The organism is Clostridiisalibacter paucivorans DSM 22131, assembly GCF_000620125.1.
GTDB classification, from domain to species: domain Bacteria; phylum Bacillota; class Clostridia; order Tissierellales; family Clostridiisalibacteraceae; genus Clostridiisalibacter; species Clostridiisalibacter paucivorans.
Map to the genome: position 1 here is coordinate 1 of NZ_JHVL01000054.1, position 24,808 is coordinate 24,808.

Sequence of the window (24,808 nt, forward strand, 5' to 3'; positions counted from 1 at the left end):
CAAATAAGCAAATGACTAACTATCAAGTATAACCCTTCGCATCAAAATAATGAGATGAATAAATTTTAAAAATTCTGAAAAACATCAAATGTGACTACACAAGATAAATAACAACCTTAGAGAGAATTAATCAATAAACTAGTTCTCTCTAAATTTATATTTAAAATATAAAAATAGCTTTAAATACCAAACAAAAACTATAATTTACACACGACCCTGCATATGGGGAACATGCTATAATAATGACACGAGCAGAAGCTTCTGATAAATCAATAGGTTTGAAGTTTTATCCTAAAATATTATTGAAGCTATAATTACAAATGTTATTTGTCTAATGATATAATAGATTTATAGTTAAATAAATTAAGGATGTTGATTATGATGACTTCTAGCGTTATTTCAATTAAAACAATAAAAGAAAAAATGATTCCAATATTAAAGAGTTACCCAGTAGATAAGGCAGTATTACTTGGTTCATCTGTAAAGGATAAAGCTATTTATGGCAGTGACATAGATTTATATATTGATACAAAAAAGTAGTGAAAGAAATGAATGAAAACATTAAAAAATCCTAAGCTAATTCTTTATTATCATTAGCTATTGGAAGATATATATTAAATGGTAGCCCCTTGCTTTTGGCGAAGGGGAGGTAAAAGGAGGATTAAAAACGTGATTAATTACAAGAAACCTAAACTTTGGGTGGCGTTAGTTTCGATTATTTTCTTAATAGTGGTTTCTATTACCCTGATATCAAATTCTAATAAATCTATAGACAATACATCTCTAAATATAGCTGATTTTTATGGAGAATACACATTTGATGAAGTAGTATATATGCCCAAATCCCCTGCAATAAGTGAAGAACAATATCAAAATGACTTAAAAGCAGTAACAGAAACTTTCACAGGTGTAGAGTTTTCAATAGAAGAGAGTTATTTCTATGAAACTTCAGGAACGTTTGGAGAAAATCCATCAGAAGGTTTTGAATTTATCACCATAAAGGACTACGGTGATAAATATTATGATGACTTAGCCAGAGAAAATCTTGAGAATTTTGAGGGTTTGAGTTCTATATTTGACTATGATGACATTAAAAAAGAATTAGGTGTCAATGAAATCAAGCACTATACTATGTATGTAGAAGATGGGATTTTGTCAAATCCTATGTTTTATATAACAAAAGATAATATTTTTGTTTCCATGGAAACTATATTCTTTGGAGAAACAGAAGACGATTTAAAGGGATATACTCATTATTTATTGAAACTTAAAGAAAATTAACGGTGGCTTCTACTTTAGAAATATGATATTTAAAATTAAACAATTTTAATGAAGGAAATTATATAGTTTTAAGTTATATAGAAGATATTTTAGAGTGTTAGTTAGACATAATTCATAGAATGCGTTGTTAAATAGTTTGAAAGGAAGGAAATAGGGTCAGGCTTTACTATTTACTAAAAATTATATAGTTAAAATAATAAAAGCTTTAAAAGAGTAAAGGTGATACTATGGCAAGAAAACCTAGAATACATTATGTACGAGCACTATATCATATAATAACTAGAGGAAATAACAGACAAAATGTATTTGAAGGAGAAAATGAAAAAGAAGAATATTTAAAAATTGTAAAGAGGTATAAAGAGAGATATGGATTCAAATTATATTCATATTGTATTATGGACAATCATGCTCATTTACTTATAGAAGTAGAAAAGGCAAAGGCACCTTTAAGTTAAATAATACAAGGCATACAACAACTGTATATCCAAAGATATAACAAAGCAAAGAAGAGCTTCATATCAGAAGTTATTTGGTTATAGCAAAATTAAAGGATATAAAATAATGATTTTTAATAAGTATTAGTATTTTATTTTTAGACTTTAAATTTTATTTAAGAGGGAGTGTTTATCTATGAAGAGTAAATCTTGGTTTAAATATTTGATTTATGCGCTTTTTATTTTTGGTTTAATTTTTTTAGATGGATACATAGCAAGACAACAAGCTATGTATCAAAAGGAAACTTTTAATCTAAGTGTTGCTTACTCGGTAATATCCATGATTATTAAGATGAGCATAGGTTTAATTTTAGGTCTGGAATATATAATCAATGAAAATAAAAAGGAGGGGAATTGGAAAATAAATCTACCTAAGCTAATATTATTGGTAATTCCTTTTTTGTATTTTTCAATTACTTATTTCTTTTATGACTCCAATCAAGCATTAACATATCCTATGTTTTTATTTATGAAAAATAGTTTTGGATTTGTTTATATTTCACAGTTAATACTCGGTTTTTTTATTATTACAAGTTTTTACAAAAATAAAATTAAAAAGTAAGTAGAAATATTTCTACTTACTTTTTAATTTTTATCTTTCGCCTGGACTCCAACCTGGTGCATTATTAATGCCAAGAAACCCTGTAGAATATTCCCAAGATCTACTACTAACTGATCTTTGTAAGGTCAATATAACTCCAAAACCACACTGTCCGTTTGCAATTTCATCATAATAGTAGTTTCTAGGAGAAGTAAAACTTCTAGTATAAGTTGTTCCTGTTCTTGGAGTTAAAATGTTGATATTTCTAGAATACGAATCACTCGCATGTTTTTTTCCTGTATCAGTATTATAAACTGTTCCCCATACTTGTTGTACAATTTTAGCATTACTTACTCTAACACCTGAATTAGTACTAATTATTTTAACCTGGGAAGTATTGGGTCGCATACCTGAAGTTGGATAACTAATTTTATCATAATTAAGTTTGATTAAATAATATACACTATAGGTACTATCACTATCTTCTTCAGAAGAACTACCAAGAGGTTTTATTTCATTATTAATTTTAAATACATCTTCCTTGAAAACAAAAGCTTCATAATTTTTTATGCCTTTAAACTCATTTTTAAGTACAGATGTAGTTTTATATTTGCTTTCTATTAATTCCACTTCCCGATGATCAATGTCAGTATTTGCGTCTATTATATTTTCAACGGCAAAACTTTCAAAATCAGGATCATCTGCAACTCCCTTTAAAGAATTTTGATATGCATTTAACTCATCTGATTTTAATGATTTAAGAAAAACTTTTTCTTCTCCTGAATAATCATACTTATCTTTGTTTAAGAGTTTTGTTTCTGCGTGCGCAGAATTACCTAAAGTTGATAAAATAATTAAAAATGTCATTAAAAATGCCAATCCTTTTTTAATCATAAGATCACTCCTTTTTATTTTTAAAATACTTAAAACTTGGACATATATATTTTATAGTAAATTTTCAATTATATGGTAACACAAACCATTATATGAGTCAACTTTTTTATATGACTCGATAGTGTTAAGTTACTGTAGGTTTTTATAAAATAGAGATTTCCCACATCATTATGAAATTAAGCTCCACTCATAGATTTATTAATTGTTTTTTGCATATTTTGTTTACTCAATTTACTTAATCTTAATTTCTTTTGTTCTTCTTTTTGCTTGTTAATGATTAAATCATATACATCTCCACCATTAGCTTTAAATACTCTAAGTCTAGACATTTGATCTACACCTATATTGCTCCATGCACGTGGTCTAGAGCTTAGCCTATCGGCTAATATATGACTTATATGACCTTCAGCACTACAACCTATATAATCCTTATTATACTGATTTTTTATACCTTCACATTGGTTCATTATATATCTTCTAGAATCTTTTATTGCATTTATTTTTGTTTCTAACTTAGTTCCTTCAATGATAACTCCAAATAAATCAAGTACACTTTTTTTATCTAATTTGTTTATATAATACCACATAATAGGTGTTGTATAAGGTAAGTGAGCTGTGGCTATCTTTATATATTTAGATAAATGAAATCTATCTAGTACAAAGATACTTCCTTTAATCCATCCTACACTATCCTTTATCCACTTAGCTCTATCTCCTGATAAATAGATTTTCTTTATTTTTTCCAGATTGAAGTGCTACATGATCCTCATCAGCTTCAATATATAAAGTTTTAACTACTTTCTTTTTTGAGTGATATTAACACTATTATTTGCTATATCTCCTAACTCTCTAATAGTATTCATGACTGTTTGATTAGTTAGATAAATAGAGTCAACAGTTATTTGACCACTTTTTCTATGAGAAGATTCTATAGCTTCATCCACAAGCTTCGCTTTTAAAGAGGAATCTAATCTATCATGTATATCTATTCCCAATCTTTGATCTGATAAATATTTATATTCACCAGTTTTCTTATTCTTATAGTAGGTTCTTTTATAATTAACTTCACCGAATATTGTAGCTATATTTTTTTTGTCTGCTTTTCTCTGAACAGTTGATTTTTCTTTTCTTAAATTATCCTGTTTTACTAAACAATCCATTGTTTTCAACGTTTTTTGTACTATCTGTATACCTATATCATTAAGCATTTTTTCAGTATTTAAGATGAATTCCGATATATCTTTATGATTTGCCAAAGTATTAATTAAATTTTCTTTTGTTTCATTGATGATTTTTGTGAAATTTCATGTATAATAGTTTCCAAGAGAGTTCCTCCTTTGATGTTGGTTTTGGCACTTACATCATAACATATGGAGGAACTCTCTTTTTTATTTTTTGAAATTTTACCTACAATATTTTTACTCTAAGTAGATATGGAATTGTTTATGAAATCAGTAATAGAACGATTATTTTATGGAGAAATTGATTCATTTGAGAGTTTTAGATGGACAGATGAATATAAGATGGTTACCAAGGAATTTACTACTAAGGAAGAAGAATTAATAAAATTATTAAGTGAAGCTGATCGTGAAATATATGATAAGCTAATGGATGTAAAATTGCATTGTTTTGTAGTTGAAGCAAAAATACATTTTTCATATGGGTTAAAATTAGGTTTTAAACTTGCTAATGAGATTTTGGAAAAGAAAAAGGTCTAGTAGTCAGTATTCAAATTATCAGTGAAAGATTGGAAAAAATATGATATAATAGCATTGCGTGTGGCTAGAGTTTTTTGCTTGTGTTTCGCAAGTATTGATAAAAAGGTTGGGAATATTCGCAACTTTCTGGCTGTACTATTTTACCACGTAATACATGTTGTGCATAATGAGTAGCCACACGCAAAGGATGGTTAATATGAATAGATTTTATAATATAAAAAATCGTAGAGAATTAGCGTCTTTTTTAGGAATACCTCTTAAAAAGTTAACATATATATTATATAAAAAAGGCGTTGACTACTACTATGAGACATTTGAAGTGCCAAAGAGAAATAGCGGAGCAAGAATTATTAATGCTCCCAGTGGAGACTTGAAAACTTTACAAAAAAAATTATCAAAAATTTTATACGAACATCAAATAATACATATTCAAAATCATAAAATTAAAAATAAAATTTCTCATGGATTTGAAAAAGAGAAAGGTATTATAACAAATGCAGAAATACATAGAAATAAACGTTTTGTAATGAATGTAGATATTAAAGATTTTTTTGAGAGCTTTCATTTTGGAAGAGTAAAAGGATTTTTTAATAAGAGTAAAGCGTTTAATATGTCTGAGGAAGTTGCAATTATTATTGCTCAAATAACATGTTTTAATGGGAAACTTCCGCAGGGTGCGCCTACATCACCTATTATAACAAATTTAATATGTAATATTTTAGATATGCGCATATTGTCAATTTGTAAAGAATATAAGTTAGACTATTCACGATATGCAGATGACTTAACCTTTTCTACAAATGATAAGCATTTTATCAAAAATAAAAATGGTTTTTATGATAACTTAAAGAGAGAAATTCAAGGTTTTGGATTGTTAATAAATGAAAAAAAAACAAGAATAGAATATAAAGATTCAAGGCAAGTAGTGACAGGTTTAACTGTTAATAAGAAAATTAGTGTCAAAAGAGAGTATTATAAAAATACAAGAGCAATGGCAGACAAATTATATAGAACAGGAGAATTTACAATAGGAGAAAAAGCGGGCACTATACGACAGTTAGAGGGCATATTTTCTTTTATTAACCAGATTGATTATTTTAATAATAAAAAAGATAATAATAAAAAACATAACGTAAATAATCTAAACTCAAGAGAACGAGAATATCAAAAATTTTTGTTTTATAGATATTTTTTATCAAATTCAAAACCACTTATTGTGACTGAAGGAAAAACGGATGTTATGTATATTAAAGCTGCATTAAAAAAACATTATAAAGAATATCCAAATCTTATAGAAAAACACAGAGATGAGTTTGAATTCAAAATTTCATTTTTGAATAGAACTAAAAGACTGAGATTTCTAATGGGAATACAAATAGATGGAGCAGATACATTTTTGAATATCTACAATTTTTATACGGGGAAGAATAATTTCAACAATTATTTTAAGTATTTCAACGATAAATATAAAATTACCCCCTCAAATCCAGTTATATTAATATTTGATAATGAACAAAAAGAGAAAAATAAACCACTATATAAATTCAAAAAGGCAGTAAAAATGAATACTATAGACTTATCTTCAGAAATTATTGCAAATTTGTTTTTATTAACTGTTCCTTTATGCAATAATAAAGAAGAGTGTGAAATTGAAGATTTATTTGATGAAAAAGCTCTTAATCATAAAATTGGTGGTAAAAAATTTTCAAGAAAGAATGAAAATAATAAAAAGTATTATGGTAAAGCAGATTTTGCAAAATATATATATAAAAATTATAAAGATATAGATTTTTCTAATTTTAAACTAATGTTAGATGAATTAAACTTGGTTGTTAATAATCACAATAATAACAGTTCTTTGTCAACAGTTGGAGTGTGATTCGATAGAATTATGCTCCATTATTAGATATGCCGAAGAAAATAGTTCATTTAAAAATGAAGATATTCAAAGGCTTATTAATCTAAAAAGTTCCAGAGTTTGAGAAATCTTTTCTGAATTATGTAAAGAAGAATTATTTAAAAAACATGGAAAAGGCAAAGGGACATATTATACTAGAGAAGTATAATATAATTTTATATAAGTGTGATATTATTTTGATATCAAAAATCCCACATAAATGCTACTAAAACTAAACAAATAAGTTTAACTTATATTTTGACTTATCGAGTGGGAGTAAGACTACAACTTAATTTGAAGATGGAATGATTAGGGTACGTCTGGAATAATATGACAAGTCCCTTATAATGGGTATAAATAGTTGTTTTGAAGTACACCCCAAAAGTTAGACAAAACTTTTAGGGTGTACTTTTGATATGTTTAAATATGATGAAAAAGTGAAGTTCCCAATTAATTATGGAGAATATTCCTTGATTGTTTAATTTAAATTTTGCTATATAAGAAGGAGTAGATACAATATATATTTATATGATAGAATGACACTAGATATCTAAGAAAGAAAAAGTATGGAGTTGATTATGACTTTTTAATATGATAATTCATGGAAAATTCAGGAAAATACGTTGAATTTCAGAATACAACATTAGAAGATGTGATTGAATACATTTTCTCAAAATCATAGAAATATATAGTATAAATTAGGAGGTAAAAAATATGCTAACAGGAGAAATTAAAAATAAAGTAGATAAGATTTGGGAAACCTTTTGGACAGGGGGAATTACCAATCCATTAACAGTAATAGAACAGTTTACATATTTAATATTTATAAAATCATTAGATGATAAACAAATGCAAAGTGAAAAGGAAGCGAGTATACTAGGAGTAAAACCCAAAATTATATTTGATAAAAATCATGAAGATTTAAGATGGCACAATTTCAAGGAATTTGAAGCTGAGAGAATGTATGATACTGTAGCCAATAAAGTTTTTCCATTTATAAAAAGCCTAAATGGAAATTCAGGTTCATCCTTTGCCAAATATATGGGAGATGCAATATTTGTTATACCAACGCCTATAATGTTACAAAAAATCGTAACTGGAATAGATGGTTTAGTGTTGGAAGGAGATGTAAAGGGAGATCTTTATGAATATCTATTATCTAAACTTTCTACATCAGGAACTAATGGTCAATTTAGAACACCTAGACATATAATAAAAATGATGGTTGAACTGGTTAAGCCAACACCATCAGATATAATAATTGACCCTGCTTGTGGTACTTCGGGATTTTTGATAGGGGCTAGTGAATATCTAAAAAATAACCATGGTGATTTATTTAATTCTGAAGAATTAAAACACCATTATCAAAATACAATGTTTCATGGGAATGATATGGATAGTACAATGCTTAGAATAGGTACTATGAATATGGTATTACATGATGTAGAAAATCCTCAAATTTCCTATAGAGACTCCCTTTCTAAAGGGAATACAGATAGAGAAAGGTATACATTAGTATTAGCCAATCCACCTTTTAAAGGATCACTAGATGCAGAATCAGTAGCAGAAGATTTGCTTAGGATTTCTAATACTAAAAGAACAGAAATATTATTTTTATCATTGATGCTTAGAATACTTAAAAATGGTGGTAGATGTGCAGTTATAGTTCCAGATGGAGTACTGTTCGGAAGCACAAAAGCCCATAAATCTATAAGAGAAAAAATAGTGGAAAAGAATAAATTAGAAGCAGTTATATCTATGCCAAGTGGAGTATTTAAGCCCTATGCAGGAGTAAGTACAGCCATACTCATATTTACAAAAACAAGTATAGGTGGAACAGATAATGTATGGTTCTATGATATGGAAGCAGATGGCTATAGCTTAGATGATAAGAGAGAGAAGATAGAAAATAGTGATATTGAAGATATTATAAAGAGATATCATAATATAGAAAATGAAAATACGAGAGAAAGAACAGAAAAATCTTTCCTAGTACCAAAACTAGAAATAGCAGAAAATAATTATGATTTATCCATAAATAGATATAAAGAAATAGAATATGAAGAAATAGAATATGAAGCACCAGAAAAGATAATAGAAAAGATAAGAGAATTAGAAAAAGAAGTATATGTTGGATTAGATAAGATAGAGAAGTTGGTGAAGTAGAATGAAATGGAAAAGTATAAAACTTGAAGACTTAATATGCAAGCCGATTTCAGGCGAATGGGGAAAACAAATAACTAATAAACAAGATGAAAATATAGTAAAAGTGATAAGAACCGCAAACTTTACAAATAAAGGGGTCGTAGATTATGAGGACATTGTTCTAAGAAATATTGATACTAAAAAGGTAAAGCAAAAAAAACTTTTATATGGAGATATTTTAGTAGAAAAATCGGGAGGAACTGATAAGTATCCAGTAGGAAGAGTAGTTTTTTATGACAAAAATGATGAGATTTATTTAAGTAATAATTTTACTACTATTTTTAGAGTAAAGAAAGATAAAATTTACAATAGATTTTTATTTTATTATTTATTTTATAATTATAATCGTGGTGGAATGATTAAATATTATAATAAAACAACAGGAATACAAAATTTAAAAGTTAATCATTTAATAAAAGAATTACAAATTCCAGTTCCACCACTGAACATACAAAAACAAATTGTAGAAATATTAGATGAAGCACAAAAATTAATAGACAATAGAAAAAAGGAGATAAAACTTTTCGATGATTTAATAGAATCTATATTCTACGATATGTTTGGAGACCCAGTTAAGAATGATAAGGGATGGGAAGTCAGGAAATTGGGAGATAGTACTGAAATAATAACTGGAAATACTCCCTCTAGAAAAAATCAAGAAAATTATGGAAATTATATAGAATGGATAAAATCTGACAATATAAATACACCATATATGTATTTAACTGAGGCAGAAGAGTATCTATCAGAAAAAGGAAAAGAAATAGGAAGAACGGCAGATAATGGTAGTATTTTGATGACATGTATTGCTGGCAGTATTAAATGTATTGGGAATGTAGCTATAGCAGATAGGAAGGTGGCTTTTAATCAACAAATAAATGCAATAATTCCATTAAAATATAAGTTATATTTTTTATATGTATTATTTATAACAACGAAAGAATATATTCAAAATAACTCTACATCATCAATGAAAGGAATGATAAGTAAAGGAAATTTATCAAAATTAGAGTTTATCATCCCCCCACTACAATTACAAAACCAATTTGCAGAAAAAGTACAAACTATAGAAAAACAAAAAGCATTATTAGAGGAATCACTTAAACTAATGGAAGACAACTATAAATCCTTAATGCAAAGGGCATTTAAAGGAGAGTTATTTTAATCAGGAGGTGAAACTATGGTTTCTAATTTTGAATATCTAAAAAAGGAAAAGAAATATAACAAATTTGTAGATGCTTGCATTGAAGCAGAAAGACTTATGAATGTATCCTATTCTGCTACGGCTACTTTTGCAAGAAGAGCTTTAGAATTAGCAGTTAAATGGGTTTATGCTAATGATGGGGAATTAAAAGTTCCCTATCAAGACAATTTAGCTTCATTAATATATAATTATGAATTTAAATCCTTAGTAGAGCCAGAAATGATAGATTTACTTTCCTATATACATAAATTAGGTAATAAAGCAGTTCATACAACTATGGCAGTTAGAAGAGAAGAGGCTGTTTTATCACTAAGGAATTTATTTGCATTTACATCTTGGATAGACTATTGTTATTCAGAAGAATTTGAGGAAAGAGAATTTAATGAAAACTTATTAGGGGATAACAATAGATTTAAAAAGACTGTTCAAGAGAAAGATGAATTATTTGAAATACTAAGTCAAAAAGATAGAAGATTAGAAGAAGTTGTTCAAGAGAATAAAAAACTTAGAAGTCAAAACGAATCTAAAAGAAGAGAGAATCAAAGAAATAGAAATTATAAAGTGGATGAAATATCAGAGTTTGAAACTAGAAAAATGTACATTAATCTAAATCTAGAATTAAATGGTTGGGAAATAGGTAGGGATTGCTTAGAAGAAGTAGAAGTTAAAAACATGGATAACTCTTCTGGAATAGGTTTTGTTGATTATGTATTATATGGAAACGATGGAAATCCATTGGCACTAGTTGAAGCTAAAAAAACCAGCGTTAGTCCAAGAATTGGAAAGGTACAAGCTAAAATGTATGCAGAAGCCTTAGAAGCAGAAACAGGTGTAAGACCTATAATCTTCTATACTAATGGAATAGATTATTATATCTGGGATGATACAGACTATCCTGAGAGAAAACTTTCTGGAATTTATAGTAAGAAGGATTTAGAATCACTAAATTTTAAAAAGAAAAATAAGGAATCTTTAAAAAATCTTGATATAAGGGATGAAATAACTAATAGACCTTATCAAAAAGAAGCCATAACTAGGGTCTTAGAAGCCTATGAAACTGGACATAGAAAAGCTTTACTTGTAATGGCTACAGGTAGTGGTAAGACTAGGACAGCAGCCTCTATAGTAGATATATTAACAAGGAGAAATTGGGTCAAAAATATATTATTTTTAGCAGATAGAACAGCCTTAGTAAAGCAGGCTAAACAAAGCTTTAATGAGCATTTACAAAATTTATCTCTTTGTAATTTACTTAATAATAAAGATGATATAAATAGTAGAATGATATTTTCTACTTATCCAACTATGATGAATGCTATTGATGAAGTTAGAAATAAAGACGGAAAGAAAATGTTTACTAATGGGCATTTTGACTTAATAATAGTAGATGAAAGTCATAGAAGTATTTATAAGAAGTATCAAGATATATTTGATTATTTTGATGCTAATTTATTAGGACTTACAGCAACACCTGTAGATGAAATAGATAGAAATACTTATAGAGTATTTGAATTAGAAGATAATAATCCTACCTTTGCCTATGAATTAGAACAGGCTATAGAAGATGGATACTTAGTAGATTATGGACAACCTAAAGTTTATGACTTGAAGCTCATGAAAGATGGAATTAAATATAGTGAGTTATCAGAAGAAGAAAAAGAACAATTTGAAATGACTTTTGATGATTTTGAAGATATATCTAGTGAAGAGTTAAATAGAAGTTTATTTAATAAAGATACTGTAGATATAGTAATTCAAGAACTTATGGAAAAAGGAATCAAAGTTGAAGGTGGAGACAAATTAGGTAAGACTATTATATTTGCAGCCAATCAAAGGCATGCAGATTTTATAGTAGAGAGATTTGATGCTTTATATCCAGAATACAAAGGACATTTTGCACAGGCTGTATATCACAATATAAATTATGTGGATAATGTAATAGATAGCTTTAAAGATAAAGACTCATATCCACAAATAGCAGTTTCAGTAGATATGCTAGATACAGGCATAGATGTGCCAGAATTAGTAAATTTAGTATTTTTTAAAAAGGTAAGATCTAAAGCTAAATTTTGGCAGATGATAGGTAGAGGAACTAGACTTTGTGAAGGTCTTTTTGGACCAGGTATTGATAAAGAGAAATTTTTGATATTTGATTACTATAAAAACTTTGAGTTCTTTGAAATTAATAAAAAAGGAAAAGAAAACAATATTCAAAGATCCTTAACAGAAAATATATTTAATATAAAAGTTGATATAATAAAAGCTTTAGAGCACTTAGATTATCAAGAACCTGATTTAATAGAACATAGAAATAGGTTAATAGATAATATCTTAGAAGATATATCTAATATAAACAGACAGAGATTTAATGCAAATATGAGAATTCATCTAATAGACAAATACTCCAATAAAGAAACTTTTAAAACTTTAAGTGAAAAGGACGTTTTAACTTTAAAAGAAGAAATATCTCCATTAATTATTTCTATAGATGAAGATGAATTAGCTAAGAGATTTGATTATTTAATGTATACTATAGAGTTTGCATATTTAGAAAAAAGACCAATGAATAGACCCAAAAGTAGGGTAGTAAGTACTGCAGAAAAGCTAGAAACTAAAGGTACTATATCCCAAATAAGGGATAATGAAGAAATAATAGATAAAATCCAAACAGAAGAGTTTTGGGAAGAAGCTAATCTTTTTGACTATGAATTAGTTAGAAAAGCTCTAAGAGATTTAATTAAATTAATTGATAAAGAAAATAGAAAAATATATTATACAGATTTTAAGGATGAAATAGTTGAAGTAAAAGAAGGGGAAGCTATTTATAATGTCAATGATTTAGGAAACTATAGAAAAAGAGTAGAACATTATTTAAAAGAATATGAAGATAATTTACCCATATATAAACTAAAAAATAATGAAGAATTAACTCAGAGTGATATTGAATATTTTGAGAAAATACTTTGGCAAGAAATAGGAAGTAAAGAAGAATATCAGCAAACCTATGGAGATCAACAACTATTAAAATTAGTTGCAAGTATAACAGGTATGGAAAGACAAGCAGCAGAAAAAGAGTTTTCTAAGTTTCTAAATGATGAAAACCTAAATTCAGACCAGATAGATTTTGTAAATAGTATAGTAGATTATATAGTTAAAAATGGCAGCATAGAAAGAGAAGTATTGCAAGAATATCCATTCAATAAAAAGGGTGGAGTAGTAAATTTATTTAAAGATAGGATAGATGTAGTTAAAGATATAGTATCTGTTATTGATAGAGTGAATGATAGGTTGAGTGTGTAATTTTCAAGTTCAGGTTAGTGTTAAGTTGGAATTATATAAAAAATGGAATATTTTAATATTATTTTCAAGGAGTGATATAATAACTAACATTATAAATGGAGATATTAAATTAGAAACTACAGATAAAATAGGATTAAAGGTTAGTTGCAATATTATATCAGGATTGTCGGAAAGGATACCAAATCATTTTGTAGCATTTAATAAACTTATTAAAAATGCATATGATGAAGAATCAGTAGATATAAGAATCTCGACAGACAAAAGAATCATTTTGGTTATAGATGATGGACAAGCTATATTAAATAAGATAGTCTCTTTTTTCGTTCTTTTATAGCGTTATACATTTATAATTATTAAAGTGTAATAGGCTTGTTAATTGTAAGAGTTGAAAATATTAAGTCAATAAAAATAGAAGGTTTATTTTTATATATTTTATGAATTAACTAAAAACATATTCAAACTTAGAAGACTTATTAGTGAATATTAAATATAGATATTCTAATTGCTAAAGATATAGACTATAGTTAGTCAAATAATGCTACTTGTTTTTTTAATTTTGAGTTTATTAGGTAAGAAAGTTATTAATTATAATTATATTGATATATTCAAATAACAATCTTTGAGTATTCTATAACTATAGTGTCTAAAGTTAATAACTAAAATATAAAGACTAAATTTATATGAATAAAGTGGGGATTTTATGAATTTAGAATTTTATTTAGAGGATCAAATTAATAAATTAATAGGATATAATGGAGATAAAACTTCAAGATATGAAGAACTTTACGGTTTTATAAATAATGAGAATTTAAAAACTTTATTTGCTAAAATTCATGAGAATTTAAATTCGTTATTTAAGTTTTTGTATGAAAAGTCTCGTTCTAATGGGCATTACAATGCTAATGAAAGTAGAGAATTAATAGCTATAATAAGTCAATTAAAAAATATGAAATATTACTTGAAAGGTACGAAGTTTTCTTTTTCTATAAATCAAGACTATGATAAGTTATTAATTGTATGTGATGAATTTTTATTAGAATCTGGAGGAAGTCCAATACCTAAAAAACTTCCCCAAATTAGAGTTATTGAATATGATCCTATTTTTCAGTTGAATCAAGTAATTGAAGTTCCCAATAAAAAGGATACATATAAATATGCTTTAAAATTCATCGGAGGGGGATCTTATGCCAAAGTCTTTAAGTATAAAGATGAGTTTTACAATAAGAATGTTGTTATAAAAAGAGCAAAAAGTGATTTAGATATAAAAGAATTAGAACGTTTTGAAAATGAATTTAAAGTAATGAAAGAATTGAAATCACCGTATGTTGTTGAAGTTTTTAGATATGATAAAGATAAAAATGAGTACTATATGGAATGTGGTGATATGACATTAGGGAAATATATAGAAAAAAATAATAGTAAACTAACAATAGGACAAAGAAAAGGAATGTTAAATCAAATTTTCAGGGGAATAGATTATGTTCATAGAAAAGAATTTTTACATAGGGATATTAGCTATTCAAATATCTTGCTCTTTTTTTATGACGATGCAATAGTTGTAAAATTATCGGATTTTGGTTTAGTAAAAATTCCAGATAGTGGATTAACTAGTTTAAATAGTGATTTTAAAGGAAGCCTTAATGATCCAAAATTGAAGCTGATTGGATTTAAAAATTATTCAATTGAACATGAAACATATGCTTTGACACAACTGGCTGTTTTTTTAATGACTGGAAAAAAGAATATATCTAATATAAATGACCCCAAAATTAAAGCTTTTATTAGTCGTGGATTAAGCTCGAATTTAAAAGAAAGGTATCAGAGTGTTAATGATTTAAAAAAAGCTTGTGATATAGCATTTCAAAATAATATTTAAGTAGATAGTTACATAGGCTATCATTCATAAAATATAATAAAAATATATTTTCTATTTTTATTGGATTAACTGCTTTAAGATATAATCTTATGGATTAAATCCATGTTGTCTAATAGCTTTTTGCTATCATTATTAAGCTTATATATTATAGATTTATTTTTTAAATATTTTTAATAACGTATGGATAAAGACTATGTATATAATTTTTTTGTAAAGATGTTATTGATCTTTTCAATAGATATAAAAATTTAGAAATTAAGGATATTAAGTATCAACTATATAAATATGGCAGACATGAATTCTAAATGAGATTAATAGAGAAGAAGTTATGAATGACATAATTAATTGAATTAGTTTACATGCTGATGGTTATTGGAGATGATTTAGATGCAAAAGAGATTTATAGATAAGAAAGAAGAATACAATAATTTATATAAATCTTTAGAAAAAAAGTATAATATAATTAGCAATATTAGATTTTTTCTAATGGCATTAATTATTTACTTTGGATATAGGATATACAATAATTTTGGAAAAATGTTTTTAGCATTGGAAATAATAGCCGTGATTTTATTTTTAATCTTAGTAGTATATCATCAAAAGATAAGAATAGAAAGAAAACGGGCTAAGATTTTAGAGGATATAAATGGGAGATATATATCTAGAATAGATGGAACTTGGACAGAGTTTCAAGATACAGGAAAAGAGTTTATAGATACGAGTCATGATTATTCAAATGATTTAGATATAGTAGGAAAAAATTCTATTTTTCAACTATTAAACATTACAAATACCCATACTGGAAGAAAAATATTTATCAATAATCTTTTAAAACCACATAAAGACAAGGAAAAGATCTATTTGAAACAAGAGGCTATTAAAGAATTAAGTGGAAAGTTAGATCTAGTACAGGAAATAGAGTATCTAACTTATAAAAACAAAAAAGACTTAAAAGATCCAGAGACCCTTATAAAATATGCAGAGTCGAAGGAAAATTTATTTAAAAGTAAATTTATAAAAAACTTAATTAGATTTATGCCTGTTTTAGTTTTAGGTATAAATATATCTGGGATTATCTCTGGAAGTCTTTTTATAATTAATATAGGTGTGGGTGTATTAATATTTCAGGTTTTAATATGGATATTGAGTATGTTTAGAAATAGTAAAATATTAGAAACTGTAAATTATTTAAAATATAATCTAGATACATATTTAGAAGTGTTAAAACTACTAGAAAAAGAGGATTTTTCTAGTAAAGAATTAATAAGGATTAAAGGAACTATGTTTCCTCAAGGACAGTCGTCTATAGAGGCTATAAAAGAATTAGATAAGATTACACAGATAATTAATATTCGTTCAGGTGGAATTTCTAACTTGATTTTAAATGCATTATTCCTTTGGGATTATCAGTGTATATTTCTGCTTGAAAAGTGGAAAGAAAAATATGGAGAGAGGGTTAAGGATTGGATTGAAGCCATAGGAGAAATAGAAAGCCTAATTAGTTTTTCAGTTTTAAACAATATAAACTCTCATATAGTATTACCTAAAATAGCAGATGGAAAATCTAAAATAATAGCTGAAGAACTAGGTCATCCATTAATAAATATGGAAGATAGGATAGACAATGATATTGAATTAGATAATGAGATATTTATTATAACTGGTTCCAATATGTCAGGAAAGACTACTTTTTTAAGGACGATAGGTATAAACCTTGTATTAGCTTATAATGGAGCAGGAGTTTGTGCCAAATCTATGGAGATTTCTCTATTAGATATAATTACCTCTATGAGGATTGTGGATGATTTAAAGGGTGGCATATCCACTTTTTATGCAGAAATACTTCGTATTAAAAGTATTATAGATAGGGCAGAGACCCAGGATAATATGATATTTTTAATAGATGAAATATTTACTGGTACAAATTCAGTAGATAGAATCTTAGGTGCTAAAAATGTTATAGGAAATTTAAATAAAGATAATATTATAGGAATGATAACTACTCATGATTTAGAACTTTGTGCATTAGATTCAAGGGAAAGAATAAAAAACTTTTATTTTGAAGATAAATATGATGGTAAAACTATTAAATTTGATTATAAGATAAAATCAGGGAAATCAACATCGACTAATGCAAAAAATTTAATGAATTTAGCAGGAATAAAAATAATAGAGGACAAATAGTGGGACGGTTATTTTGTCTGACTAATCAATTCACTATCTACAGGAGAAAATACATATGAATTTCCAATAGTAATGCGGGTTTCAATATTGTGGGATTATTTATTTGGAGAATGATGATAAAGCCCTTATAATAGCTAAAAATAGCTGCTTTGAAGTGCACATCAAAAGTTAGACAAAACTTTTGGGGGTGCACTTTTAATATATTTAAATATGATGAAAAAATGAAGTTTCCAATTAATTACCAAGAATATTCTTTGCTAATATAATTTTTAAAATTTAAAAAATAAATAAAACTATTTTTGAACTTATTACGAATATAATAATAGATAGCTAAAAGATTTTAAAACACGAGAATAGATGGTGAGAAATGGACAGGGATAAAAAACTAATAAAGAGAATAAAAAAGAAATTAGATAAAGATGCAGCTAATGAACTCATTTCTATATATTACAAAGAAATATATACCTATGTATATAAGCAAACTATAGATAAAGAATTATCCATGGATTTAACCCAGGAAATCTTTATAAGTATATTAAAATCCATATATAACTACGATGAAAAGAGGTCTTCTTTTAGAACTTGGCTGTACAGAATAGCCACTTATCGTTTAGTAGATTACTATCGTTCTAAAAATTATAAATATAATAGTACGATAGTCTCTATTGATAATGTTGATATATACGATAATGAAGATATTGAGATTGCAGTAGAAAATAAAGAAGATGTAGAGAGGATAATTAATATGGTAAATAGGATGGACACTGTATCACAACAGATATTTAGATTAAAGATATTTTCTGATTATACATTTTCACAGATATCCGATGTGCTGGAGGCACCAGAATCTACAGTTAAGACAAGGTATTATTCAATGCTTAGGAAGATTAGAGAGGATTTCAAGGAGGGGTAATATGAAAGTGGATATGCCAAATGAAAAAGAAATAAAGGTTGAAATAGACAATATTATAGCACAGGGCATAGGAGAGAGAGAATCATTCCATTCTTATTTAAAAAATATGTATAGACAAATAGGAATTAGATATTTATTTCGTGATGGGCTAGAGATTATCTTTACCATATTGTTAGTATCTTCTATTCTGCTCTTGACAATTAAAGATAGCAATATATATTATATGGAAAATATGAAAGATATATATGTCTATTTATTTATAATTTCCCCCATATTATATCTATCAATGTCTATTTTAAATTTTATTAATACAAAACAGAATAAGACTTATGAGATAGAAATGACATGTAAATATAACATATATCAAATATCAGCTTTTAGAATGCTTGTATTTAGCATGATATGTATTGTTTTTAACTTTTCATCTATATATATAGTTTCCTATTTTTATGAAGATATAAATTATTTAAAGGCTTTTATAATCTCAATAGCAGGACTATTTTTGTTTTCCACAATTTTTCTATTTACATTAATTAGAATTAAAAATAGATTTATAAAGTATTTTACTGTTTTAGGTTGGATAGTGTTTAATTTAGTATTATATATATTTAAAGTAGACTTTTACATTCAATTATTGAATAGTATATCCACATATACATGGTTTGTAGTGGCTATTGGATCTATACTTGCATATATAAAAAATCTTAGAACACTTATTATATTTAGAAATAAGGAAGGAATGATTTAAATGTTGATAATAAATAATGTAAGTAAAAGTTATGGTAAGATTTCAGTTCTTGAAGACATAAATATTGAATTTACAAATGGGATATATGGTTTATTGGCACCAAATGGAGCAGGTAAGACTACTTTAATTAAGATGTTGACTACCTTGCTTTTTCCAGATAAAGGAGAGATACTTTATAATGGTAAGGACATATTTTCTATGGGGGATGAATACAGGGATATATTAGGTTATTTGCCTCAACAGTTTGGATATTATAAAAACTATAGCCCTAGAAGATTTCTTCATTATTTATCTGCATTGAAAGGAATAGATAGAAATAAGGCAAAAGGGAAAATAGATGAACTTTTAAAATTAGTTGGTCTAAAAAATGTTGCAGATAAAAAGATGAGAAAATTTTCAGGGGGGATGATCCAGAGAGTTGGAATAGCCCAAGCTATGCTTAATAATCCTAAGATTCTTATACTAGATGAGCCTACAGCTGGATTAGATCCAAAGGAGAGGGTACGATTTAGAAATTTATTGGCAGAGTTATCTAGAGATAGAATTGTTATTCTTTCTACTCATATTGTCTCCGATATAGAGTCAATAGCTAATGAAGTAATTATGATAAAAGATTGTCAAATTTTATATAAAGATACTTTGAAAAATATATGTAAAATTCTTGATGGAATGATATATGAAGCCACAATTGCATTTGGGCAAGTTTCAAATTTTAGGGATAAGTATTTTCCATTATCGGAGAAACAAGAAGATGATAAGATGAAAATCAAATTTATATCTGAAGAGAAGCTAGATGATGCTTGGAATTCAGTAAATCCAAGTATTGAAGATGTATTTCTTTATGTATATAAAGATGAAGTAATAAAAGAGGGATAAATATAATGGATATAAGGATAAATGAATTAAAAAAAGTTATAACTTCTCCAATTATTATAGGACTTTTAGTATTATTTATAGTTTTTAACTTTGTTATAATATTTCAAAATTCATACTTCAAAGATGATTTAAAGGTCTTAACTAAAATTGTAGATAAATTTGGCTATAAAATAGATGATGAAATGGAAGTTAGATTTGGAGAGTATTATGACCAAGAATTAAAAAAACTAAATAGAATTGTGAATGAAAAAGAGTCTAAAAACTATAATAGTGTATCAAAATTTTATAAAGACAATCCCTATGGCATTGAAGATATTTATGATAAAGAAGAAATGAGATTTATTAGAGAATTGGAGATATTAGAAGCCTATTACTATAAAATTGGAGAAATAGATGAAGTCTATTCAAAGATTGATATTATGGAAAAGGCAGAATATGAAATAACAAAATATAGACTTAGTGGAAAGGCGGCTGATACAGTAAGAAATCAATATAAGAACTTCAGTAATAGATTCCACCAATTAATTAACAATAAAGAGCATAAAAATCTATTTTTCATAGGACAAGTTCATAGAATGCATTCTTTATTATTTAGAAGTTTATTCAAGGCTATTATATTTGAAATAATAATATTAGTAGTTCTTATTACAGCCTATCTAGTAAACTATGAATTTGATAACAATACAGAAGCTATAGCCTATACAACAAAAAGAGGAAGAAATCTCATCTTAGATAAGCTATATATAGCCATAGTTTCAAATATATTAACGGCTACAATTATCTTAATTACTAGTTTAGGATTGTATTTTATGATTTTTAACTATTCAGGACTTTGGAATGTTCCTATAAGCAGTTATTTTAACGCTGAATATAATTTTCCATATATGTCCTGGTGGCATATGTCATTTATACAATACTTAATTTCCAGTATAGGACTTATTTATGCTAGCATATTACTTTTTACTGGGATCACCTTTATTATAGCAACAGATATAAAAAATACCTATATTGTATTTTTTGTTTTTGCTATAATATTTGGGCTATTTTTAATTGTTCCTAACATAGCGCCTAGAAATAGCAATACAGTTTTTCTGGGTGGATTCACACCGTTTTTTTTAATTATGAATCCTTTTGTATGGTTTATGGAAAGTGGTGCTTTTACAACTTTTAAATATTATGAATTAACTACAGTGGGTATATGGTTAGTATTATTATTAATCTTTGGTAGTGTAGCAGTTAAAAAATTTAAAAAGCAAGATATATAGAAAGGTGAGTTGAATGAGGATTATTATAAATGAATTAAAGAAAATATTTAATATAAAGTTTATCATATTGCTAGTTTTAATAAATATTATTATGTATTTTCTCTTTATTGAATTTGAGATAACAAATTTCCCAAATGGTAGACCAGCTTTAGATATTTACAATATGCTTGTAGAAATGGAAGATAGTTATGGTGAATTTATGGATGGGGAAGAATTTGATGATTTTAAAGTAAAATATGAAGAGGTTAAAAGAGAAGCTGATAAGTATATTCAATCTAGAGAGGATTTTAAAAGAGCAGGTATAAATAATTATGATGAATTTGCTAGTATAGACATAACAAATAAAGAACTGGATAGACTTCATGATGATGTATTTTTTGAGAAGGAAATAGATGTTTTTTGGGAACTGCCTTGGAGAGAGGAGTATATACGAGTTTATGAAAATAGAAAAGAAATAATGATGGAAAAGTCATCAAATGAGAAACAAGAAACAAGAATTAAAGACATATTAGAAAATGACATAGAGACCTCAGTTTTTTCCGATGTAATATTTTTTAATTATAATAATTTAATAAAGCCTGTAGTTACAACTATATTACTAAGTGTAATGTTTATGATAACACCCATATATTTAATAGACAATAAAAACAGGATAAATTATCTTCAATATACATCTAAAATAGGAAGGAAAATATTTAAGAAGAAGATAATTGCAGGACTCTTGGCATCTTTTATAGTGGTAACTATACAGTTTATATGTTTTTTTAGCCTATATGCTACAAATAATACATTTATGTTTCTTAATTCCAATATAAACTCGATATATAATACTATTATTTCTTGGTATGATTTAACATTTATTCAATATATATCGTTATCAATAATAGGAACTTATATATTGGCTTTTGTATTTACCTTGACGTCCATGTTGGTTTCTACTATGGGTCAAAACTATATAACTGTAATTGGTATTCAATTACCTATAGCATTATTTACTTTTATGGTATTATTAAAGCATTTGATATATTATATGACAAGTATCAGATATCCAAAATATTTTTTAGGTTTATCTTATATAATATTAATACTTATTAGCACTATATATATGATAATAAGGTGGAGAAGAGAGAAAAAGATAGATATTGTATACTAATTTATTTAAAAAATAAAGTGATAAATTGTATGGTAATTGATGAATTTTCTATAGGTGCATCTTCAGTTTTCAAAATGAGCAATCCTTCTTTAATTATATAATTAATATTTGGCTGAATAATTCCATTTATAAAAAGATGTTGATAAGAGGTTTTTTCAGGGTCAAGAACTCCTTTACTACCATATATAGTTAATTCGTCAGCATTTGTATAAATTTTTTTCTCAGTACTAAGAGTATTGTATTGATAAATATCTGTTTTTAAAAGTTGATTATTTTTATCTTTTATTACTAAATATTGAAGAATAATTGGTACTCTTTTATTTGGAATGTCTGCTGTTGTCAATGTCAAAAGACCTTCTTGTACTACATAGTTGATTTTAGGTTGCAGTACACCATTAATAAAAAGATTAAACCAAGAAACTTTATTTGGGTTAGGTATGCCCTTATCACCATATATAGTCAATTCATCAGTATTTGTAAAGTCTTTTTTAATTCCATCTGAAATGGTATTATACTGAGAATTTTCTACATTGATAGTTTTATCTATAATATCAAATGAACCAGTGACTTCGGCTGCAAATATGACAGTGGTACCTGAATTTAATATTCCTATATCCCAGAAAATCTGATCGTCTTTTTGAGATGTAGTACCTTGGGTAATACTAAGGATATTAATATTATCTAAATTATCTAAAAGCAACGTATCTGTCATGACAATATTGCTAACTGAATCATACCCGTCATTGACTACCCGAATTTCTATTTGCCACGTATTTAACTCACCTTCATTGACTTCTAAAGGCCCTGATGTAATATATTTTTCAATAGTCAAATTACCAGATGCAGTTACATACTCCTCCTCAGAATGTAATTGAGACAAAGTTATATCCTTGGTGCTGGATTTATTTTGCGTTGGATAAAAGTCAGGGAACTTTCTAGACTTGAAGTCATCATAAATAAACTTTTCCGTATATTTTTCACATAGTGGAGGTTCTGGACAAAATCCAAAGCTAGGTATTAATAGTTGCACCTTTCCTATGCTTTTAATAATAATAAATGTGCCTACTGCAAAACTTAATTGATTATTTACTATAGCAGGTTTTGATAAAAGCTTTGAACTAGTTTCTACTAGAATTTCAAAATCAAATTCATCTCTTGTTTGCGGCATAAACATAACGATATCCTTATATATATCTGGAAGATAACCTTCTATTATATTTCTATTTTTAGTTGTTACTTCAAAAGGTATTCTCAAACAAAATCGAACTCTTCTGAAATTTGGCTTACCATCTATATTAGTTATTATTAAGGTGTTCTCTATAATAAATCCCGGTTTGAATACAATACTTTCAAAGATATTATTGTCAATATCTACAGTGACATTTTTAAAACATTTTCTCTGTTGATATTGAGAATAAACTTTGTCAGCAATAATACAGCTGCTCTTTAAATCTATAAAGTCCATAACTTTGATTGTTTTTCCAGAAACAATATTGGATTTTATATAACCTGATGAGCTATTACCAGTAGATAAAGCTCTACCGATACAACGGATACCTGCAGCCCTAAAATAACCTTTTATTTCAAAATTTGCAGTAGCAGATTCCCCTATATTTAATGTACCTATATCCCAATCAATGATACTGTCACTTATAATAATATTACCTTGTGATGGAGGAAAATCTATAGTTTTTAATATGACATCTAAAAGAAGAGTATCTGTTACAGAAATATCATTAACTGATACAGTTTCTTATGATATAATGGATGCAATGACTATGCCAAATGGATTTGTTAGAAACAAAAAATATAGTCATACTACTTATACTAGATATATTTGTTCTTATGATTCAGGACATAAACTACTAACTGTAAAATCTAATACTAATTTAACGGTTTATCAATTGGGATTTGAAGACATAGAAAAAAAGATAAAAGACAAGCTTTTTTCTTAGATACAGATTTTATTGTAGAAAAGTTAAAATAGATGAAATTATAAAATACAACGATAGACACAGAGTATAAAATAATTGAATATTTTTAGGTAAAAGTGGCAGGAACGCTTTGGAATAAAGCAATTATTGTAGTGGAGAGTTGCGAAGCATCAAATTTAATTGTATATTTGTAATTTAATGTTCAACTAATTTAAATTTATAAGGAGTGATTTTATGAAAAAATCAATTATTTTATTGATTATTGTATTATCATTTTCACTGATAGGATGTAGTAAAACTGAAGTAACAGATTCTGAAAATGAAA

Annotated in this window: 23 protein-coding genes; 18 read left to right on the plus strand and 5 right to left on the minus strand. The window is 26.7% G+C overall.

The window, feature by feature from the left end:
* Positions 1-378 precede the first annotated feature (378 nt).
* The 4 genes from Q326_RS18555 (at position 379) to Q326_RS0112775 (ending at position 2,337) form a co-directional block, all read left to right on the plus strand.
* Entirely contained in the window at positions 379-540 is a 162-nt protein-coding gene (locus tag Q326_RS18555) for a nucleotidyltransferase domain-containing protein (protein WP_156936310.1), read from the plus strand.
* A 129-nt stretch (positions 541-669) separates the two neighbouring features.
* Positions 670-1,281, plus strand: a complete 612-nt coding sequence (locus Q326_RS0112765; RefSeq protein WP_026895740.1) for a hypothetical protein — start codon at positions 670-672, stop codon at positions 1,279-1,281.
* A 227-nt stretch (positions 1,282-1,508) separates the two neighbouring features.
* Positions 1,509-1,736 (plus strand): transposase, encoded by a 228-nt coding sequence (locus Q326_RS17370; RefSeq protein WP_026895741.1) that lies wholly within the window; start codon positions 1,509-1,511, stop codon positions 1,734-1,736.
* Positions 1,737-1,911: 175 nt separating this feature from the next.
* Positions 1,912-2,337, plus strand: a complete 426-nt coding sequence (locus tag Q326_RS0112775) for a hypothetical protein (protein ID WP_026895742.1) — start codon at positions 1,912-1,914, stop codon at positions 2,335-2,337.
* A 30-nt stretch (positions 2,338-2,367) separates the two neighbouring features.
* Here Q326_RS0112775 and Q326_RS0112780 read toward each other — a convergent pair whose 3' ends face one another.
* The 4 genes from Q326_RS0112780 to Q326_RS0112790 form a co-directional block, all read right to left on the minus strand.
* Entirely contained in the window at positions 2,368-3,210 is an 843-nt protein-coding gene (locus Q326_RS0112780) for a hypothetical protein (RefSeq protein ID WP_026895743.1), read from the minus strand.
* Positions 3,211-3,386: 176 nt separating this feature from the next.
* A complete protein-coding gene (locus Q326_RS0112785) occupies positions 3,387-3,947 on the minus strand; it encodes a UPF0236 family transposase-like protein (protein WP_284071443.1) in 561 nt (186 codons plus the stop codon).
* Positions 3,919-3,990 (minus strand): hypothetical protein, encoded by a 72-nt coding sequence (locus Q326_RS19225; protein ID WP_431188270.1) that lies wholly within the window; start codon positions 3,988-3,990, stop codon positions 3,919-3,921. The genes Q326_RS0112785 and Q326_RS19225 overlap by 29 nt, the downstream gene beginning before the upstream one ends.
* A 14-nt stretch (positions 3,991-4,004) precedes the next feature.
* On the minus strand, positions 4,005-4,466 hold the full coding sequence (locus tag Q326_RS0112790) for a UPF0236 family transposase-like protein (protein ID WP_026895745.1): 462 nt from the start codon (positions 4,464-4,466) through the stop codon (positions 4,005-4,007).
* 189 nt (positions 4,467-4,655) lie between these two features.
* Here Q326_RS0112790 and Q326_RS0112795 point away from each other — a divergent pair, with 189 nt between their 5' ends.
* The 13 genes from Q326_RS0112795 to Q326_RS0112855 all read left to right on the plus strand — a co-directional run bounded on the left by Q326_RS0112795 (position 4,656) and on the right by Q326_RS0112855 (position 22,549).
* Positions 4,656-4,928, plus strand: coding sequence for a DUF6809 family protein (locus tag Q326_RS0112795; protein WP_026895746.1), 273 nt, complete (start codon positions 4,656-4,658; stop codon positions 4,926-4,928).
* Positions 4,929-5,124: 196 nt separating this feature from the next.
* Positions 5,125-6,807, plus strand: a complete 1,683-nt coding sequence (locus Q326_RS0112800; protein WP_026895747.1) for a retron Ec67 family RNA-directed DNA polymerase/endonuclease — start codon at positions 5,125-5,127, stop codon at positions 6,805-6,807.
* 732 nt (positions 6,808-7,539) lie between these two features.
* Positions 7,540-8,991, plus strand: a complete 1,452-nt coding sequence (locus tag Q326_RS0112805) for a type I restriction-modification system subunit M (protein ID WP_026895748.1) — start codon at positions 7,540-7,542, stop codon at positions 8,989-8,991.
* Between the two features lies 1 nt (position 8,992).
* The gene (locus Q326_RS18025; protein ID WP_051531466.1) at positions 8,993-10,195 is read left to right on the plus strand and encodes a restriction endonuclease subunit S; all 1,203 of its coding nucleotides are present in this window, start codon (positions 8,993-8,995) and stop codon (positions 10,193-10,195) included.
* A 15-nt stretch (positions 10,196-10,210) separates the two neighbouring features.
* Positions 10,211-13,534: a DEAD/DEAH box helicase family protein gene (locus tag Q326_RS0112815; RefSeq protein ID WP_026895749.1), complete on the plus strand. Its 3,324-nt coding sequence runs from the start codon at positions 10,211-10,213 to the stop codon at positions 13,532-13,534.
* Between the two features lie 25 nt (positions 13,535-13,559).
* Positions 13,560-13,868: a hypothetical protein gene (locus Q326_RS0112820; protein ID WP_026895750.1), complete on the plus strand. Its 309-nt coding sequence runs from the start codon at positions 13,560-13,562 to the stop codon at positions 13,866-13,868.
* Positions 13,869-14,234: 366 nt separating this feature from the next.
* Positions 14,235-15,410 (plus strand): protein kinase domain-containing protein, encoded by a 1,176-nt coding sequence (locus tag Q326_RS17380; RefSeq protein ID WP_245592110.1) that lies wholly within the window; start codon positions 14,235-14,237, stop codon positions 15,408-15,410.
* Between the two features lie 387 nt (positions 15,411-15,797).
* Positions 15,798-17,594, plus strand: coding sequence for a MutS-related protein (locus tag Q326_RS0112830; RefSeq protein WP_026895751.1), 1,797 nt, complete (start codon positions 15,798-15,800; stop codon positions 17,592-17,594).
* A 367-nt stretch (positions 17,595-17,961) separates the two neighbouring features.
* Positions 17,962-18,507, plus strand: a complete 546-nt coding sequence (locus tag Q326_RS0112835) for an RNA polymerase sigma factor (protein WP_026895752.1) — start codon at positions 17,962-17,964, stop codon at positions 18,505-18,507.
* A 1-nt stretch (position 18,508) separates the two neighbouring features.
* On the plus strand, positions 18,509-19,255 hold the full coding sequence (locus tag Q326_RS0112840) for a hypothetical protein (RefSeq protein WP_034602240.1): 747 nt from the start codon (positions 18,509-18,511) through the stop codon (positions 19,253-19,255).
* Positions 19,256-20,131 (plus strand): ABC transporter ATP-binding protein, encoded by an 876-nt coding sequence (locus Q326_RS0112845; protein WP_026895754.1) that lies wholly within the window; start codon positions 19,256-19,258, stop codon positions 20,129-20,131. It abuts the gene before it with no gap.
* A 5-nt stretch (positions 20,132-20,136) separates the two neighbouring features.
* Positions 20,137-21,396: a hypothetical protein gene (locus Q326_RS0112850; RefSeq protein ID WP_026895755.1), complete on the plus strand. Its 1,260-nt coding sequence runs from the start codon at positions 20,137-20,139 to the stop codon at positions 21,394-21,396.
* A gap of 13 nt (positions 21,397-21,409) precedes the next feature.
* Positions 21,410-22,549, plus strand: coding sequence for an ABC transporter permease (locus Q326_RS0112855; protein ID WP_026895756.1), 1,140 nt, complete (start codon positions 21,410-21,412; stop codon positions 22,547-22,549).
* Position 22,550: 1 nt separating this feature from the next.
* Here Q326_RS0112855 and Q326_RS18305 read toward each other — a convergent pair whose 3' ends face one another.
* Positions 22,551-24,014 (minus strand): DUF4183 domain-containing protein, encoded by a 1,464-nt coding sequence (locus Q326_RS18305; protein WP_084489658.1) that lies wholly within the window; start codon positions 24,012-24,014, stop codon positions 22,551-22,553.
* A gap of 232 nt (positions 24,015-24,246) precedes the next feature.
* Between Q326_RS18305 and Q326_RS0112865 the strand changes: the two genes are divergently transcribed.
* On the plus strand, positions 24,247-24,504 hold the full coding sequence (locus Q326_RS0112865) for a hypothetical protein (protein WP_026895757.1): 258 nt from the start codon (positions 24,247-24,249) through the stop codon (positions 24,502-24,504).
* The last annotated feature ends 304 nt before the right edge of the window (positions 24,505-24,808 follow it).

Excerpts from the sequence above, each read along its gene's own strand:
- Q326_RS0112815 (WP_026895749.1), top strand. The coding sequence starts at position 10,211 with ATGGTTTCTAATTTTGAATATCTAAAAAAGGAAAAGAAATATAACAAA.
- Q326_RS0112805 (WP_026895748.1), top strand. The coding sequence starts at position 7,540 with ATGCTAACAGGAGAAATTAAAAATAAAGTAGATAAGATTTGGGAAACC.
- Q326_RS0112855 (WP_026895756.1), top strand. The coding sequence starts at position 21,410 with ATGAGGATTATTATAAATGAATTAAAGAAAATATTTAATATAAAGTTT.
- Q326_RS0112840 (WP_034602240.1), top strand. The coding sequence starts at position 18,509 with ATGAAAGTGGATATGCCAAATGAAAAAGAAATAAAGGTTGAAATAGAC.
- Q326_RS0112800 (WP_026895747.1), top strand. The coding sequence starts at position 5,125 with ATGAATAGATTTTATAATATAAAAAATCGTAGAGAATTAGCGTCTTTT.
- Q326_RS0112850 (WP_026895755.1), top strand. The coding sequence starts at position 20,137 with ATGGATATAAGGATAAATGAATTAAAAAAAGTTATAACTTCTCCAATT.
- Q326_RS17370 (WP_026895741.1), top strand. The coding sequence starts at position 1,509 with ATGGCAAGAAAACCTAGAATACATTATGTACGAGCACTATATCATATA.
- Q326_RS18305 (WP_084489658.1), bottom strand. The coding sequence starts at position 24,014 with ATGGACTTTATAGATTTAAAGAGCAGCTGTATTATTGCTGACAAAGTT.
- Q326_RS0112775 (WP_026895742.1), top strand. The coding sequence starts at position 1,912 with ATGAAGAGTAAATCTTGGTTTAAATATTTGATTTATGCGCTTTTTATT.
- Q326_RS0112865 (WP_026895757.1), top strand. The coding sequence starts at position 24,247 with ATGACATCTAAAAGAAGAGTATCTGTTACAGAAATATCATTAACTGAT.
- Q326_RS0112845 (WP_026895754.1), top strand. The coding sequence starts at position 19,256 with ATGTTGATAATAAATAATGTAAGTAAAAGTTATGGTAAGATTTCAGTT.
- Q326_RS18025 (WP_051531466.1), top strand. The coding sequence starts at position 8,993 with ATGAAATGGAAAAGTATAAAACTTGAAGACTTAATATGCAAGCCGATT.
- Q326_RS0112835 (WP_026895752.1), top strand. The coding sequence starts at position 17,962 with ATGGACAGGGATAAAAAACTAATAAAGAGAATAAAAAAGAAATTAGAT.
- Q326_RS17380 (WP_245592110.1), top strand. The coding sequence starts at position 14,235 with ATGAATTTAGAATTTTATTTAGAGGATCAAATTAATAAATTAATAGGA.
- Q326_RS0112830 (WP_026895751.1), top strand. The coding sequence starts at position 15,798 with ATGCAAAAGAGATTTATAGATAAGAAAGAAGAATACAATAATTTATAT.
- Q326_RS18555 (WP_156936310.1), top strand. The coding sequence starts at position 379 with ATGATGACTTCTAGCGTTATTTCAATTAAAACAATAAAAGAAAAAATG.
- Q326_RS0112780 (WP_026895743.1), bottom strand. The coding sequence starts at position 3,210 with ATGATTAAAAAAGGATTGGCATTTTTAATGACATTTTTAATTATTTTA.
- Q326_RS0112795 (WP_026895746.1), top strand. The coding sequence starts at position 4,656 with ATGAAATCAGTAATAGAACGATTATTTTATGGAGAAATTGATTCATTT.